Below are 15,186 nucleotides of genomic sequence, written 5' to 3'. Positions count from 1 at the left end.
CCCTGATCAGCCCTTGGCGGGGGAGTTCTTCGCCGAGGCCGGGATCTGCTGGTCCTTGCGGATGGCGTCCCACAGCTGGGTCGCCTGCGGCTCGGCCACGATCACGCGGTTGGGGTCCACCTTGTCGTAGGCGACCGGCAGCATGATCGTCTCCATCGTCTCCGGGTTCACGCCCTTCATGCTCTGCGCGAAGTCGGCGAGTGCCGTGAGCGAGCCGAGGTCGGAGTCGGTGGTCAGCGACTTGGTGCCGGCGTCCGCGAGCTTGTAGAGCCGCGCCGGGTTGCCGAGGGCGTCCTGCTTCTTGATCTCGGACAGCATCGCCAGCATGAACTGCTGCTGGAGGCCTATGCGTCCGAGGTCGCTGCCGTCGCCGTAGCCGTAGCGGGTACGCACGAACTTCAGGGAGTCGGTGCCGTCCAGCCGGTGCGTGCCCGCGTCCAGCTTCAGGCCGCCCTTGGCGCCGCTCATCGGCTTGTCCAGGGTGACAGTGACCCCGCCCAGCGCGTCGACCAGGCCCTTGAAGCCGGCGAAGTCGACCTCGACGAAGTGGTCCACGCGGACGCCGGACAGCTGCTCCACGGTGTTGACCACACAGGCCGGTCCGGCGAGCGAGTAGACGGAGTTGAACATGACCCGCTTGGCGGACGGCAGCGTCTTGCCGTTCCCGTCCTTGCACTCGGGCCGGGTGATCAGGGTGTCGCGGGGGATGCTCACCGCGGTGGCCTTGGCCCGGCCCTCGGGTATGTGCACCAGCATCGCGGTGTCCGAGCGGGCACCGCTGACATCGCCGTGGTCGAGATCGCCGTTGGCCCCGGCGCGCGAGTCGGAGCCGAGCACCAGGATGTTCTGGGCGTTCGCGACGACCTTCGGGGGCCGGTTGTCACCGATCGCCTGGTCCAGGTCGACGCTGTCGATGTTGGAGTTGAGGTGGCTGTACGTCCACCAGCCGGCCCCGGCCGTGCCCAGGATCAGCACGGCGACCAGCAGCAGGGTGATCCGCAGAATGCGGCGGCGGCGTCTGGGCCGCGCGTGCTTTTCCGTCATGGGGGTGAATCTTAGACAGGTATTCGAACGGCGTTGGCCCGCCCCCCGGAAGGGGCGGGCCAGGCCGTCGAACAGCCGTCGCGGACCCGGACTAGGCCGGGATGCTCGCGAGGCCGGGGGCGAGGAACTTCTTGCCGTTGACGCGCTCGGAGACGCCTTCACGGTCCAGGTACGGCGTGATGCCGCCCAGGTGGAAGGGCCAGCCGGCGCCCGTGATCAGGCAGAGGTCGATGTCCTGGGCCTCGGCCACGACACCCTCCTCCAGCATCAGGCCGATCTCCTGCGCCACCGCGTCCAGGACGCGGTCGCGGACCTGCTCCTCGGTCAGGACGACATCGCCCTGGACCAGGAGCGCGGCGACCTCGGGGTCCAGCTCCGGCTTGCCGGAATCGTAGACGTAGAAGCCGCGCTTGCCGGCCTTGACGACAGCCGCCAGGTTCGGGGAGACGGTGAAGCGCTCCGGGAAGGCGCGGTTCAGGGTCTCGGAGACGTGCAGACCGATCGCCGGGCCCACGAGCTCCAGCAGCACCAGCGGGGACATCGGCAGGCCGAGCGGCTCGATGGCCTTCTCCGCCGTGACGACCGGGGTGCCCTCGTCGATGACGTTCTGGATCTCGCCCATGAAGCGGGTCAGGATGCGGTTCACGACGAACGCCGGGGCGTCCTTGGTGAGGACCGCGGTCTTCTTCAGCTTCTTGGCGACACCGAAGGCCGTGGCCAGCGAGGCGTCGTCGGTCTGCTCACCGCGGACGATCTCCAGCAGGGGGAGGATCGCGACCGGGTTGAAGAAGTGGAAGCCGACCACGCGCTCCGGGTGCTGGAGCTTGGAGGCCATCTCCGACACCGACAGCGAGGAGGTGTTGGTGGCGAGGATCGCGTGCGCCGGGGCGACCGCCTCGACCTCCGCGAACACCTTCTGCTTGACGGACATCTCCTCGAACACGGCCTCGATGATGAAGTCCGCGTCCGCGAAGCCCTCGGCCTTGTCCAGGACGCCGGTCACCAGGGCGGTCAGGCGGTTGGCCTTGTCCTGGTTGATGCGGCCCTTGCCGAGCAGCTTCTGGATCTCGGCGTGGACGTAGCCCACACCCTTGTCCACGCGCTCCTGGTCGATGTCGGTGAGGACCACCGGCACCTCCAGGCGGCGCAGGAAGAGCAGCGCCAGCTGCGAGGCCATCAGGCCCGCGCCGACGACGCCGACCTTGGTGACCGGACGGGCCAGGGACTTGTCCGGGGCACCGGCCGGGCGCTTGGCGCGCTTCTGCACCAGGTTGAAGGCGTAGATGCCCGAGCGCAGTTCGCCGCCCATGATGAGGTCGGCCAGCGCCGTGTCCTCGGCGTCGAAGCCGGCCTGCAGGTCGCCGTCCTTGGCCGCGGCGATGATGTCCAGCGCGCGGTAGGCGGCGGGAGCGGCGCCGTGCACCTTGGAGTCCGCGAAGAGGCGGCCCTTGGCGACGGCCGCGTCCCAGGCCTCGCCGCGGTCGATCTCGTCGCGGACGACCTCGGTGGTGCCGTTCAGGACGTTAGCGGTCCACAGGAGCGACTGCTCCAGGAAGTCCGCGCCCTCGAACAGCGCGTCGGCGATGCCCAGGTCGAAGACCTGCTTGCCGCGCAGCTGCTTGTTCTGGTTGAGCGAGTTCTCGATGATCACCGAGACCGCGCGCTCGGCGCCGATCAGGTTCGGCAGGATGGCGCAGCCGCCCCAGCCGGGAACCAGGCCGAGGAAGACCTCGGGCAGCGAGAAGGCCGGGATGGCCTTCGAGACGGTGCGGTAGGAGCAGTGCAGACCGACCTCGACGCCGCCGCCCATGGCCGCGCCGTTGTAGTACGCGAAGGTCGGGACCGCCAGCGCCGAGAGGCGCTTGAAGACGTCGTGGCCGCCCTTGCCGATGGCGAGCGCCTCGTCGTGCTTCTTCAGCAGCTCGACACCCTTGAGGTCGGCGCCGACCGCGAAGATGAACGGCTTGCCGGTGATGCCCGCGCCGACGATGGAGCCCGCGAGGGCCTCCTGCTCGACCTGGTCGATCGCCGCGTTCAGGTTGGCGAGGGACTGCGGGCCGAAGGTGGTCGGCTTGGTGTGGTCGAAGCCGTTGTCCAGCGTGATGAGCGCGAAGCGCCCTGCGCCGAACGGCAGGTCCAGGTGGCGGACGTGCGCGGACGTGACGACCTCGTCCGGGAACAGCTCGGCCGCGCCCTTCAGGAGCTCAGCGGTGGTGCTCACTTGGAGTCTCCCTCGGCGTTGAAGTTCGGGTTCTCCCAGATGACCGTGGCGCCCATGCCGAAGCCGACGCACATGGTGGTCAGGCCGTAGCGGACGTGCGGCTGCTCCTCGAACTGACGGGCCAGCTGCGTCATCAGGCGTACGCCCGAGGAGGCGAGCGGGTGACCGAAGGCGATGGCGCCGCCGTACTGGTTCACGCGGGCGTCGTCGTCGGCGATGCCGTAGTGCTCCAGGAACGCGAGGACCTGGACCGCGAAGGCCTCGTTGACCTCGAAGAGGCCGATGTCGTCGATCGTCAGGCCGGCCTGGGCCAGGGCCTTCTCGGTGGCCGGGATCGGGCCGTAGCCCATGACCTCGGGCTCGACACCCGCGAAGGAGTACGAGACCAGGCGCATCTTGACCGGGAGGTTGTTCTCCCGGGCGAAGTCCTCGGACGCGATGATCGCGGCGGTGGCACCGTCGTTGAGACCGGCGGCGTTGCCCGCGGTGACCCGGCCGTGCGTACGGAACGGGGTCTTCAGGCCGGCCAGGTTCTCCAGCGTGGTGCCCGGGCGCATCGGCTCGTCGGTGGTGACCAGGCCCCAGCCCGTCTCACCGGCCGCCTCGTTGGTGTTGCGCACCGAGATCGGGACCAGGTCCTGCTGGATCTTGCCGTCGGCGTACGCCTTGGCGGCCTTCTCCTGCGAGCGCACGGCGTACTCGTCGGCGCGGAGCTTGGTGATCGTCGGGTACCGGTCGTGCAGGTTCTCGGCGGTCATGCCCATGAACAGGGCGGACTCGTCGACCAGCTTCTCGGAGACGAAGCGCGGGTTCGGGTCGACGCCCTCGCCCATGGGGTGGCGGCCCATGTGCTCGACACCGCCGGCGAGGGCGACGTCGTAGGCACCGAAGGCCACACCGCCCGCGACGGCGGTCACGGCGGTCAGCGCGCCGGCGCACATGCGGTCGATGGAGTAGCCCGGGACGGACTGCGGAAGGCCCGCGAGAATGCCGGCGGTACGGCCCAGCGTCAGGCCCTGGTCACCGATCTGCGTGGTCGCGGCGATGGCGACCTCGTCGATCTTCTTGGGGTCCAGGTCCGGGTTGCGGCGCAGCAGCTCCCGGATCGCCTTCACGACGAGGTCGTCGGCGCGGGTCTCGTGGTAGATGCCCTTCGGGCCCGCCTTGCCGAACGGGGTGCGGACGCCGTCGACGAAGACGACGTCCCTGACGGTACGAGGCACGTTGGCTCTCCTCCAGGTGCGGGTGTGCACTGCTGCGCGCGGGGGCGTTCGGCGTACGTTGCTGAGCGCCCGCTCACCCGACCATGCTACTTGCGGGTAACCAATGTGCACACCCCCTCCCGGAGGAGCGGCGAAGGTCACACTCGGGCCGCGGTGCCACGGCCCCCGGCCCCGACCGATCGGACCCGTCCGGCCAACCCGTTCAGGTCACGTGCGCCCGGCCCCCGGCCGCGATCGTGGCGCCGCCCCCGGGCAGTCCCGATCCTGACCGGGCCGGAGCGTCCCCTCCGGCCCGGTCGACGGAGGATGCGAGCAATGGCCACCACCCCACCCATCAAGCACCAGGTCGAGCACGTCTCTGCGGTGCCCGCCAACGCGGGACAGACCGTCCATCTGTACGTGCGGGAGTACGACGGCACCCCACCCGGCCCCAACGCGCAACGCCAGGCCGTCCTGATGCTGCACGGCCGGAGCGTTCCCTCGGTCGTGGCCTTCGACCTCCAGCACGACAACGGCAGGTACAGCTGGGCGCAGCACCTGGCCAAGGCCGGATTCGACGTGTTCCTCATGGAGCTCACGGGCTCCGGCCTGTCGCCGCGTCCGGAGATGGACAAGCCCTGCAACGCCAACCCGCAGCACCAGGAGATCCTGAACCCGAACCCGCTGACGTACACCTGCACCCCGCCCTACCCGCACGAGCTCGGCAACTCCGCGAGCGAATGGGGCGAGGTCGACGCGGTCGTCGAGTACATCAAGACCACGAAGGGCGTCAGCAAGGTCGCCCTCGTCGGGCAGTCCGCCGCCGCCTTCGTCTTCGGGCCGTACGCGATCCAGAACCCGGGGAAGGTCGAGAGCCTGCTCCTCCTGGCGCCGATCTACCCGCCCGCCGGCCGTGCCAGCGCGCCGCCGAAGAGCTTCGGTGCACCGGTGGCGTCGTTCCCCGTGTCCACCCCGGCCTCCCTGTTCGGCTTCCCGATGAACCTGTCCAGCAGGACGGGCCTGGAAAGCGCCTGGGACAAGGAGGTGCGGTCCCCGAGGCAGCGCGCGGCGGGCATGGTCGACGCGGTGTGGAAGGAGCTCATGGCCGTCGACCCCGTCGGCAAGACCTGGGGCGGCCCGACGGCCGGAGCACCCGAGGGCGTGCTGCGGTTCCGCAATTCCTACTGGTGGGGCTGGAACCAGGACACCGTCCCGATCGGCGGCGTGCTCGGCGACAAGGTGCCGGTGATGATCGTCTACGGCGAACACGACGCGACGGCGAACTCGCCCACGTTCTCGGTCCCCGCCTTCTACGACGCGGTCCCCGGCGTCCGCAAGCTGATGTTCCGGGTGTCCTGCGCCGGCCACTCCATGGTCTGGGAGCGCCAGTCCAAGGTCCTGCACCGGCTGTCCAAGCAGTGGCTGAAGCACGGGAAGGTCGACGACCTGGAGAAGGGCAGCTTCTACGTGGACGAGGACGGCGCCTACACGGACACCGTCTAGGCACCTGACCCATGGCGGAGCCCCCGGCCGCAAGGGTCGGGGGCTCTCGGGCGGGCAGGGTGGGTCAGGCGGTCGCGGCCAGGGCCGTGACCAGCACAGGGGTCACCAGTTCGATCTGCCAGGGCCGGGCACCGTAGCCCGCGAGGGCCTCCGCCACCGCGTCCGCGTGCAGCCGCTGCGGCGGCTCCCAGCACAGACGGCGGACCGTGTCCGGGGTGATCAGGTTCTCCTGGGGCAGGTTCAGCGCCTCCGCCAGCGCCGAGACGGCGGTACGGGCAGCCGAGAGCCGGGCCGCTGCCGCCGGGTCCTTGTCCACCCAGGAGCGCGGCGGCGGGGGACCGGCCGGGGTGGCCCCGGGCTGCGGCAGCTCGTTCTCGGGCAGCGCCTTCGCCCGGTCCACGGCGGCCATCCACTGGTCCAGCTGGCGCCGGCCCATCCGCTGCCCGTAGCCGGGCAGGGCGGACAGGGTGTGCACGTTGGCCGGCAGGGCGAGGGCGGCCTCGACGATCGCGGCGTCGCCCAGCACCTTGCCCGGAGACACGTCACGCCGCTGCGCGATCCGGTCCCGGGACTCCCACAGCTCCCGTACGACCGCCATCTGCCGGCGCCGGCGCACCTTGTGCATGCCGGACGTACGGCGCCAGGGGTCCTTGCGCGGCGGGGCGGGCGGGGCGGAGGCGATGGCGTCGAATTCCTGGTGGGCCCATTCGAGCTTGCCCTGCCGGTCCAGTTCCTTCTCCAGCGCGTCCCGCAGGTCCACCAGCAGCTCCACGTCCAGGGCGGCGTAGCGCAGCCACGGCTCGGGGAGCGGGCGGGTGGACCAGTCGACGGCGGAGTGGCCCTTCTCCAGCGCGTAGCCGAGCACGCTCTCGACCATCGCGCCGAGTCCGACCCGGGGGAAGCCGGCGAGGCGGCCGGCGAGCTCGGTGTCGAACAGGGAGGTGGGCACCATGCCTATTTCGCGCAGGCACGGCAGGTCCTGGGTCGCGGCGTGCAGGATCCATTCGGTGCCGGACAGGGCGTCGCCCAGTGCGGACAGGTCGGGGCAGCCCACCGGGTCGATCAGCGCGGACCCGGCACCCTCACGGCGCAGCTGCACCAGGTAGGCGCGCTGGCCGTAGCGGTATCCGGAGGCCCGTTCGGCGTCGACGGCCACGGGGCCGGTGCCCGCGGCGAAGGCCGCGACCACTTCGGCGAGGGCGTCCGCGTCGGCGACCACCGGAGGAATCCCCTCGCGGGGCTCCAGCAAGGGAGTCGGCAGCCCACCGGGCGGAACAACGACGTCGTCCGAGGGGCCGCCCCCGGTGGTGGTGCGCAGGTCTGCTGCGGGATCTTGGGCGTCGGTCACCGGTCAAGGGTATCCGTGTATACGACGCGCCCGTCGCCGGAACGTTCCGTCGACGGGCGCGAGCGGTATGCGGGGAGTTTTCCCGGGGTATTCCGGGGGTCTCCCGGCAGGTTCCCCGGCAGCGGCTCCCGAGGCGGATATCCGGGGGCTCCGGCCCGCGGTCAGTGGATGATCCCGGTGCGCAGCGCCACGGCGACCATTCCGGCGCGGTCACCGGTGCCCAGCTTGCGGGCGATCCGGGCGAGGTGGGACTTGACGGTCAGGGCGGACAGGCCCATCGAGACGCCGATGGCCTTGTTGGACTGGCCCTCCGCGACGAGGCGCAGGACCTCGACCTCGCGGCCGGAGAGCTCCCGGTAGCCGCCCGGGTGGCTCGGGGCACCCGGGGGGCGGCGGTGCATACGGGCGGCGGCAGCGCCGATGGGAGCGGCGCCGGGCCGGGTGGGGAGCCCGATGTTGGTCCGCGTACCGGTGACGACGTAGCCCTTGACGCCGCCCGCGAGGGCGTTGCGCACGGCGCCGATGTCGTCGGCGGCGGACAGGGCCAGGCCGTTGGGCCAGCCGGCGGCCCGGGTCTCGGAGAGCAGGGTGAGACCGGAACCGTCGGGCAGGTGTACGTCGGCCACGCAGATGTCGCGCGGGCTGCCGACGCGGGGGCGGGCCTCCGCGATGGACGACGCCTCGATCACGTCACGTACTCCGAGGGCCCACAGATGGCGGGTCACGGTGGAGCGGACGCGCGGGTCGGCCACGACGACCATGGCCGTCGGCTTGTTCGGGCGGTAGGCGACCAGGCTTGCGGGCTGCTCGAGAAGAACGGACACCTAGGCCTCCTGGGGGAGTGGCGGGACGGCCGGCTCGGGGAAGGAAGCCGGTGCGAACCGTGCGGATGGTCACCCACTCCTTCGGCACGTCACCCGCCCGGCTTTAGGGAATGATCACGATTTGGTGAGTAACAATTCGGGCAATTCGGACGCACGATCGATCATCGGTTGATCAGAAGCCCGCAAGGGACGCCGCGTTTCGACCGTCCGCCCAGTTCTTCGATCAGCCGTTCTGCGGCGCACGCCGATTCCGGCGGCCGTCCGGCCCTGCGGCTACGGGTGGTGCGGACCGCGGCGCTGTGGCAGGGAGACCACACCCGTCGCCGTGTCCGTCGGACCCACCGGCGGCAGCCCCGCGATCTGGCACAGCAGTTCGCACCACGCCGACAGGTGCGCCGAGGTGTCCGGCACCCCGCCCACGCCCTCGCGCGGCGTCCACGAGGCTCTGATCTCGATCTGCGTGGCCGGGCGCCGCTCCGCGAGCCCGCCGAAGTAGTGCGAGCCCGCCATGGTCACGGTGCCGCTCGCCTCCCCGTACGCCAGCCCGCGCGCCTCCAGCGCCCCCGTCAGCCAGGACCAGCACACCTCGGGCAGCAGCGGATCCGCCGCCATCTCCGGCTCCAGCTCCGCGCGCACCAGCGTCACCAGGCGGAAGGTCCCCTGCCAGGCGTCGTGCCCGGACGGATCGTGGAGCAGGATCAGCCGGCCGTCGGCCAGGTCGTCCTCGCCATCCACCACCGCGGCCTCCAGCGCGTAGGCGTGCGGCGCCAGTCTCTGGGGCGGTTTCGTGGGGTCGATCTCGATCCCCGGACGCAGCCGGGCCTTCTTCAAGCCGTCGACCGCCCGCCGGAACGGGAGCGGGACGGAGCTCTCCTTCGCGCTGTCCGTACCCTCGGCGCCATCTGAAAATCGTCCCTGAGCCGCAGCCATGCGGGGAAGACTAGGCGGAACGAGCGCCCGTACGGCGCAGGGACACCCTCGCCGGGTCGGACACTTCTTCGTACGTGCGAAGATTTGGGTCGTGAGCGCCAACACCCGCCCCACGGGCCAGCCGAGTCAGACGTACGATTCCGCCTTCCTGAAGGCGTGCCGGCGGGAGCCGGTGCCGCACACCCCGGTGTGGTTCATGCGGCAGGCGGGGCGCTCACTGCCGGAGTACCGCAAGCTGCGCGAGGGCACGCAGATGCTGGAGTCCTGCATGCGGCCCGACCTGGTCACCGAGATCACGCTGCAGCCGGTGCGCCGCCACAAGGTGGACGCGGCGATCTTCTTCTCCGACATCGTGGTCCCGCTGAAGGCCATCGGCGTCGACCTGGACATCAAGCCGGGCATCGGCCCGGTCGTCGCCCAGCCGATCCGCCGCCGCGAGGACCTCGCACAGCTGCGCGACCTCACTCCGGAGGACGTCTCGTACGTCACCGAGGCGATCGGCATGCTCACGGGTGAACTGGGCTCCACGCCGTTGATCGGATTCGCGGGCGCGCCTTTCACCCTCGCGAGCTACCTGGTCGAGGGCGGTCCCTCCAAGAACCACGAGCACACCAAGGCCCTCATGTACGGGGACCCCCAGCTGTGGGCCGACCTCCTGGACCGCCTCGCGGAGATCACCTCCGCCTTCCTGAAGGTCCAGATCGAGGCCGGCGCCTCCGCCGTCCAGCTCTTCGACTCCTGGGTCGGCGCCCTCGCCCCGGCGGACTACCGCCGCTCGGTGATGCCCGCGTCCGCGAAGGTCCTGGAGTCCGTCGCCTCCTACGGGGTCCCGCGGATCCACTTCGGCGTGGGCACGGGTGAGCTCCTCGGCCTGATGGGCGAGGCCGGCGCGGACGTCATGGGCGTCGACTACCGGGTCCCGCTGGACGAGGCCGTCCGCCGCGTCGGCCCCGGCAAGGCGCTGCAGGGCAACCTGGACCCGGCCGTGCTCTTCTCCACCACGGAGGCGGTCGAGGCCAAGACGGACGAGGTCCTCGCGGCCGCCGCCGGCCTGGAGGGCCACGTCTTCAACCTGGGCCACGGCGTCCTCCCGACGACCGACCCGGACGCCCTGACCCGCCTGGTGGACTACGTCCACACCAAGACGCAGCGCTAGCGGGGCGGGGCTGGACACTCCGGCCCCGCCCGCGTTCGAGGTGCAGGGGCGGAGCCCCCGCAGGGCTACACCCCCGCCGAGCGGACCGCCGAGACCGCCTTGCGGGCCGCCACCAGGATCGGGTCCCAGACCGGGGAGAAGGGCGGGGCGTAGCCCAGGTCCAGGGACACCATCCGGTCCACCGTCATACCCGCCGTGAGGGCGACCGCCGCGATGTCCACCCGCTTCGCCGCCCCCGCGCCGCCGACGATCTGGACGCCGAGGAGGCGGCCCGTACGGCGCTCCGCCAGCATCTTCACCGTCATCTCCGCCGCGCCCGGGTAGTAGCCCGCGGTGTTGGTGGAGGTGATGGTGGCCGTCACGAACCGCAGGCCCGCCTCCAGCGCGTCCCGCTCGCGCAGCCCCGTACGGGCGATCTCCAGGTCGCAGACCTTGCTGACCGCCGTCCCGACCACCCCGGGGAAGGTCGCGTAGCCGCCGCCCACGCCCGAGCCGATGACCTGGCCGTGCTTGTTGGCGTGCGTGCCCAGCGGGATGTGCCGGGTGCGGCCCGCGACCAGGTCCAGGACCTCCACGCAGTCGCCGCCCGACCAGATGTTCTCGTGGCCGCGGACCCGCATCGAGAGGTCGGTGAGGATGCCGCCCGAAGGACCGAGCGGGAGGCCGGCCGCGCGGGCGAGCGCGGTGCGGGGCTCCACGCCGATGCCGAGCACGACCACGTCCGCCTCGTACTCCTCGCCCGCCGACGTGGCCACCGCACGGGCCCGGCCCTCCTCGTCGGTGAGGATCTTCGTCACCTCGGCGCGGGAGACCGTACGGATCCCCATCCGGTTCATCGCGCTGTGCACCAGGCCGCCCATGTCCGGGTCCAGCGTGGCCATCGGCTGCTCGCCCCGGTGCAGGACGGTGACCTCGTACCCCCGCGCCACCAGGGCCTCCGCCATCTCCACACCGATGTAGCCGGCGCCGACCACCACGGCCCGGCGGCCCTCGGTGCGCCCCAGGGTGTCCATCAGGCGCTGGCCGTCGTCCAGGGTCTGGATGCCGTGGACCCCGTGCGCGCCGATGCCGGGGAGCCGGGGGCGGACGGGGCGGGCGCCCGTCGCCAGGACCAGCTTGTCGTAGCCCGTCCAGGATTCGGATCCGCTGTCCAGATCGCGGGCGCGGACCCGGGACCCGGCGAGGTCGAGCTCCACGACCTCCGTGCGCGTGCGCAGATCGATGTCCCGGGCCCGGTGCTCCTCGGGCGTACGGGCGATCAGGTCGTCGCGCTCGGCGACCTGACCGCCGACCCAGTACGGGATCCCGCACGCCGAGTAGGAGGTGAAGTGCCCGCGCTCGAAGGCCACGATCTCCAGTTCCGCCGGGCCCTTGAGCCTGCGGGCCTGTGACGCCGCGGACATCCCCGCCGCGTCACCGCCCACCACCACCAGTCGTTCCGTCGCCATCGTCCGTACCGCCCCTTCACCACCGTCGGATGGTGAACACGCTACGGCCGAACGCGCGTTCAGTCCTGTACGCCGGCCTCGGTGTCCGGAGCGGCGTCCGGAGCCGTCCGGGCCGCCGGTACCGTCGCCCGCCACGGCACCGGGGCCGGCTTCGGCCGCGCAGGACGCCACCGCCGGTACAGCCGGAACAGCAGCAGCCCCGCCACGGCCGTCAGCGCGAACGGCAGCACCGCGCCCACCGCCACCGTCAGGTAGCGCACGACCTTGGTGAAGACGTCCCAGCCGCCGCCCAGGGCCCCCAGGAAGGTGGGCTCCTTCTTCTTCTCCTTCTTCTCGGCCTCCGGCTTCGCGGCCGGCTCCGAGACCTCCAGCGTGATCGTGCCCAGCGAGGTCTGGTCCTTCAGCGCCGTCTGCTGCGCCAGCAGCGACTCCAGGTCCGACTGGCGGCGCGACAGCTCGCTCTCCAGCATCACCACCTCGCTCAGCGCCGAGGCCTTGCCCATCATTTCCCGCACCCGCGCCACGCTGGCCTGCTGCGAGGAGACGCGGCTGCCGATGTCGGCGACCTTCTCCGTGACGTCCTGCGCGTCGACCTTGCGGTGCAGGAGCTTCCCGCTGCCCTCCATGGCGCCGAGCACGGCGTCGTAGCGCTCGCCCGGCACCCGCAGGGTCAGCGTCGAGGTCATCCGGCCGTCCTCGCCGCGCTTGGTGGACTCGTTGCCGACGTAGCCGCCCGCCTCGTCCGCGGCCGTGCGGGCCGAGGCGAGCGTCTTCTGGACGTCCGCCGTCTCGATGCCGAGCGTCGCCGTCCGGATGACGTTCGGGCGGACCACGGCCGGCGGAGCCGCGTTCTTGCCGGCGGCGGAGCCCGCGGCGCCCGCGGACCCGGCCGGCGCCGGAGCCGCCGCCGCGCCCTCCGGGGCCTTGTTGTCGGCGGCGGGCGCCACCGCCGCCTTCTCGCCCGCCGAGCCCTGGCCGCTCGCGCCGCAGCCGGTGAGCGCGAGCGCCCCGGCCAGCGCGAGGGCGGCCAGGGCCGCCGCGGAACGGTGTCTGTCGAAACTGCGCATCGCTGTAAACCCCCGAGGATCGGCTGGTGTTGCCGGTTCGACGTCCAGAGTCCCGTCGCGGGTTTCGAATCCACGGTCCCGGGGTGATCCCGATGCGGTCACGGTCCGGCCTCGGAGATCGGTCTGAGACGATGTGTCCATGCACGAAGCGGACATGCGTACGGATCGGCCGGGCGGCTCCCCCCGGCCCGCCGGCTCCCCGGGCCACGCCGTCGTCATCGGCGGCGGTATCGCGGGCCTCGCGGCAGCCCACCGGCTGCTCGCCGAAGGCGTCCGCGTCACCCTGCTGGAGGCCGGACCGCGGCTCGGCGGCAAGCTGTACGCCGGTGAGCTCGCCGGGGCCCGCGTCGACCTCGGCGCCGAATCCATGCTCGCCCGCCGCCCCGAAGCCGTGGCCCTCGCCGAGGCCGTCGGCCTCGGCGCGTCCGTGCAGTCGCCCGCCACCGCCACCGCCCACCTGTGGACCCGCGGCGCGCTGCGCCCGATGCCGCGCGGCCACGTCATGGGCGTCCCCGGCGACCTGGGACCGCTCGCCGCCTCCGGGGTGCTCTCCGCCGAGGGACTGGCCCGCATCGAGGCCGAGCGGACGCTGCCGCCCACCGAGATCGGCGACGACGTCGCCGTCGGCGCGTACGTCGCGGCCCGCCTCGGCCGCGAGGTCGTCGACCGGCTGGTGGAACCGCTGCTCGGCGGGGTCTACGCGGGCGACGCCTACCGCATCTCCATGCGGGCCGCCGTCCCCCAGCTCTTCGAGGCCGCCCGCACGCACGCCCTCCTGGGCGACGGCGTACGCGCACTGCAGCGCCGGGCGGAGTCCGCGCCCCAGCCGGCCGGTCCCGTCTTCGCCGGCATCGACGGCGGCATCGGACGGCTCCCGGTCGCCGTGGCCGAGGCCTGCCGCGCCGCGGGGGCCCGGCTCGTCACCGACGCCCCCGTCCGCGAGGTCGTCCGTACGGCCGGGGGCTGGCGGGTGGTGGCCGGCGCCGAGGTCGTCGAGGCCGACGCCGTGATCCTGGCCACCCCGGCCGGGGCCGCCGCACGGCTGCTGGACGGGCTCGCCCCGGCCGCCGCGGCCGAGCTCCGCGGGGTCGAGTACGCCTCGATGGCCCTGATCACGATGGCCTTCCGCCGCTCCGAGCTGCCGACGGCCGTCTCCGGCGGCGGCGCCAGCGGATTCCTCGTACCGCCCGTCGACGGCCGGACCATCAAGGCCTCCACCTTCTCCAGCAACAAGTGGGCCTGGGCCGGGACGGATCCCGACCTCTTCCTGCTGCGCACCTCCGTCGGCCGCTACGCCGACGAGAGCGACCTGCAGCGCGAGGACGGCGAGCTCGTCGACGTCTCCCTCGCCGACCTCGGCGAGGCCGTGGGCCTCGCGGCCCGGCCGGTCGCCTCCACCGTCACCCGGTGGGACGGCGGACTGCCCCAGTACCCGGTGGGCCACCTCGACCGGGTCGCCCGGATCCGCACCGCCGTCGCGGCCCTGCCGGGCCTCGCGGTGTGCGGCGCGGTCTACGACGGAGTGGGCATTCCGGCCTGCATCGCGAGCGCCGGCAAGGCCGCCGACGCGGTGATCGCCGCGCTCGGTGCGCGTACGGCACCCCTGGCACCGACCACTGATCAGCGCACGGGACAATAGGCACATGACTGCACCAGAGAAGATTCCCAACGCGGGGAAGAAGGCGAAGGACCTCAACGAGGTCATCCGCTACACCCTGTGGTCCGTCTTCAAGCTGAAGGACGTTCTTCCCGAGGACCGCACCGGCTACGCCGACGAGGTCCAGGAGCTCTTCGACCAGCTGGGCGCCAAGGACATCACGGTCCGCGGCACCTACGACGTCTCCGGCCTGCGCGCCGACGCCGACGTCATGATCTGGTGGCATGCCGAGACGGCGGACGAGCTGCAGACCGCCTACAACCTGTTCCGCCGTACCAAGCTGGGCCGTGCCCTGGAGCCGGTGTGGTCGAACATGGCCCTGCACCGCCCGGCCGAGTTCAACAAGTCGCACATCCCGGCCTTCCTGGCCGACGAGGTCGCGCGCGAGTACGTCAGCGTGTACCCCTTCGTGCGCAGTTACGACTGGTACCTGCTGCCCGACGAGGACCGCCGCCGCATGCTCGCCGACCACGGCAAGATGGCCCGCGGCTACCCGGACGTGCGCGCCAACACCGTCGCCTCCTTCTCGCTGGGCGACTACGAGTGGCTGCTGGCCTTCGAGGCGGACGAGCTGTACCGCATCGTCGACCTCATGCGTCACCTGCGCGCCTCCGAGGCCCGTATGCACGTCCGTGAAGAGGTGCCCTTCTACACCGGGCGCCGCAAGTCCGTCGCCGATCTGGTGGCCGGGCTCGCCTGATACCTCCCCTGGGGGGAAGGACCGGAGGACGACCACACCGTCAGGTGAGTTCCTCCGGTGGATCGGGAGGCTGGTCCGAAAGACGG

The 15,186-nt window shown here is 71.9% G+C and carries 12 protein-coding genes; 4 read left to right on the top strand and 8 right to left on the bottom strand.

Features of this window, described 5'->3' with window-relative positions:
• Positions 1–6 precede the first annotated feature (6 nt).
• The 3 genes from KO717_RS08415 to KO717_RS08405 form a co-directional block, all read right to left on the bottom strand.
• The gene (locus KO717_RS08415) at positions 7–1,044 is read right to left on the bottom strand and encodes an LCP family protein (protein ID WP_301365543.1); all 1,038 of its coding nucleotides are present in this window, start codon (positions 1,042–1,044) and stop codon (positions 7–9) included.
• 91 nt (positions 1,045–1,135) lie between these two features.
• Complete coding sequence (locus KO717_RS08410; protein ID WP_301365541.1) at positions 1,136–3,265, bottom strand: 3-hydroxyacyl-CoA dehydrogenase NAD-binding domain-containing protein; 2,130 nt, start codon at positions 3,263–3,265, stop codon at positions 1,136–1,138.
• Positions 3,262–4,488, bottom strand: coding sequence for a thiolase family protein (locus tag KO717_RS08405; protein WP_033217689.1), 1,227 nt, complete (start codon positions 4,486–4,488; stop codon positions 3,262–3,264). The genes KO717_RS08410 and KO717_RS08405 overlap by 4 nt, the downstream gene beginning before the upstream one ends.
• 315 nt (positions 4,489–4,803) lie before the next feature.
• On the opposite strand from KO717_RS08405, the gene KO717_RS08400 reads away from it, so the two are divergent.
• The gene (locus KO717_RS08400) at positions 4,804–5,970 is read left to right on the top strand and encodes an alpha/beta fold hydrolase (protein WP_301365538.1); all 1,167 of its coding nucleotides are present in this window, start codon (positions 4,804–4,806) and stop codon (positions 5,968–5,970) included.
• A gap of 64 nt (positions 5,971–6,034) precedes the next feature.
• On the opposite strand, the gene KO717_RS08395 is transcribed toward KO717_RS08400, so the two are convergent.
• From KO717_RS08395 to KO717_RS08385, 3 genes are all read right to left on the bottom strand, one after another.
• Positions 6,035–7,318, bottom strand: coding sequence for a ribonuclease D (locus KO717_RS08395; protein ID WP_301365536.1), 1,284 nt, complete (start codon positions 7,316–7,318; stop codon positions 6,035–6,037).
• 161 nt (positions 7,319–7,479) lie between these two features.
• Complete coding sequence (locus tag KO717_RS08390) at positions 7,480–8,142, bottom strand: helix-turn-helix transcriptional regulator (RefSeq protein WP_007267191.1); 663 nt, start codon at positions 8,140–8,142, stop codon at positions 7,480–7,482.
• Between the two features lie 273 nt (positions 8,143–8,415).
• Positions 8,416–9,072: a DUF3000 domain-containing protein gene (locus tag KO717_RS08385; RefSeq protein ID WP_030011435.1), complete on the bottom strand. Its 657-nt coding sequence runs from the start codon at positions 9,070–9,072 to the stop codon at positions 8,416–8,418.
• A gap of 91 nt (positions 9,073–9,163) precedes the next feature.
• On the opposite strand from KO717_RS08385, the gene hemE reads away from it, so the two are divergent.
• Entirely contained in the window at positions 9,164–10,228 is a 1,065-nt protein-coding gene (hemE, locus tag KO717_RS08380; protein WP_301365504.1) for a uroporphyrinogen decarboxylase, read from the top strand.
• Between the two features lie 65 nt (positions 10,229–10,293).
• Here hemE and KO717_RS08375 read toward each other — a convergent pair whose 3' ends face one another.
• The gene (locus tag KO717_RS08375) at positions 10,294–11,676 is read right to left on the bottom strand and encodes an FAD-dependent oxidoreductase (RefSeq protein ID WP_301365502.1); all 1,383 of its coding nucleotides are present in this window, start codon (positions 11,674–11,676) and stop codon (positions 10,294–10,296) included.
• A gap of 59 nt (positions 11,677–11,735) precedes the next feature.
• Complete coding sequence (locus tag KO717_RS08370; protein WP_301365501.1) at positions 11,736–12,743, bottom strand: DUF4349 domain-containing protein; 1,008 nt, start codon at positions 12,741–12,743, stop codon at positions 11,736–11,738.
• A gap of 154 nt (positions 12,744–12,897) precedes the next feature.
• Here KO717_RS08370 and hemG point away from each other — a divergent pair, with 154 nt between their 5' ends.
• Both hemG and hemQ read left to right on the top strand, forming a co-directional pair.
• Positions 12,898–14,382, top strand: a complete 1,485-nt coding sequence (gene hemG, locus KO717_RS08365; protein WP_301374421.1) for a protoporphyrinogen oxidase — start codon at positions 12,898–12,900, stop codon at positions 14,380–14,382.
• 4 nt (positions 14,383–14,386) lie between these two features.
• On the top strand, positions 14,387–15,100 hold the full coding sequence (hemQ, locus tag KO717_RS08360; RefSeq protein ID WP_189739334.1) for a hydrogen peroxide-dependent heme synthase: 714 nt from the start codon (positions 14,387–14,389) through the stop codon (positions 15,098–15,100).
• Positions 15,101–15,186 lie beyond the last annotated feature (86 nt).

Source organism: Streptomyces xanthophaeus (genome assembly GCF_030440515.1).
Taxonomy (GTDB): Bacteria; Actinomycetota; Actinomycetes; order Streptomycetales; family Streptomycetaceae; genus Streptomyces; species Streptomyces kutzneri.
This window is presented reverse-complemented; position numbering and strand designations above follow the sequence as displayed.

Excerpts from the sequence above, each read along its gene's own strand:
- KO717_RS08415 (WP_301365543.1), bottom strand. The coding sequence starts at position 1,044 with ATGACGGAAAAGCACGCGCGGCCCAGACGCCGCCGCCGCATTCTGCGG.
- KO717_RS08400 (WP_301365538.1), top strand. The coding sequence starts at position 4,804 with ATGGCCACCACCCCACCCATCAAGCACCAGGTCGAGCACGTCTCTGCG.
- KO717_RS08385 (WP_030011435.1), bottom strand. The coding sequence starts at position 9,072 with ATGGCTGCGGCTCAGGGACGATTTTCAGATGGCGCCGAGGGTACGGAC.
- KO717_RS08375 (WP_301365502.1), bottom strand. The coding sequence starts at position 11,676 with ATGGCGACGGAACGACTGGTGGTGGTGGGCGGTGACGCGGCGGGGATG.
- KO717_RS08370 (WP_301365501.1), bottom strand. The coding sequence starts at position 12,743 with ATGCGCAGTTTCGACAGACACCGTTCCGCGGCGGCCCTGGCCGCCCTC.
- hemG (WP_301374421.1), top strand. The coding sequence starts at position 12,898 with ATGCGTACGGATCGGCCGGGCGGCTCCCCCCGGCCCGCCGGCTCCCCG.
- hemQ (WP_189739334.1), top strand. The coding sequence starts at position 14,387 with ATGACTGCACCAGAGAAGATTCCCAACGCGGGGAAGAAGGCGAAGGAC.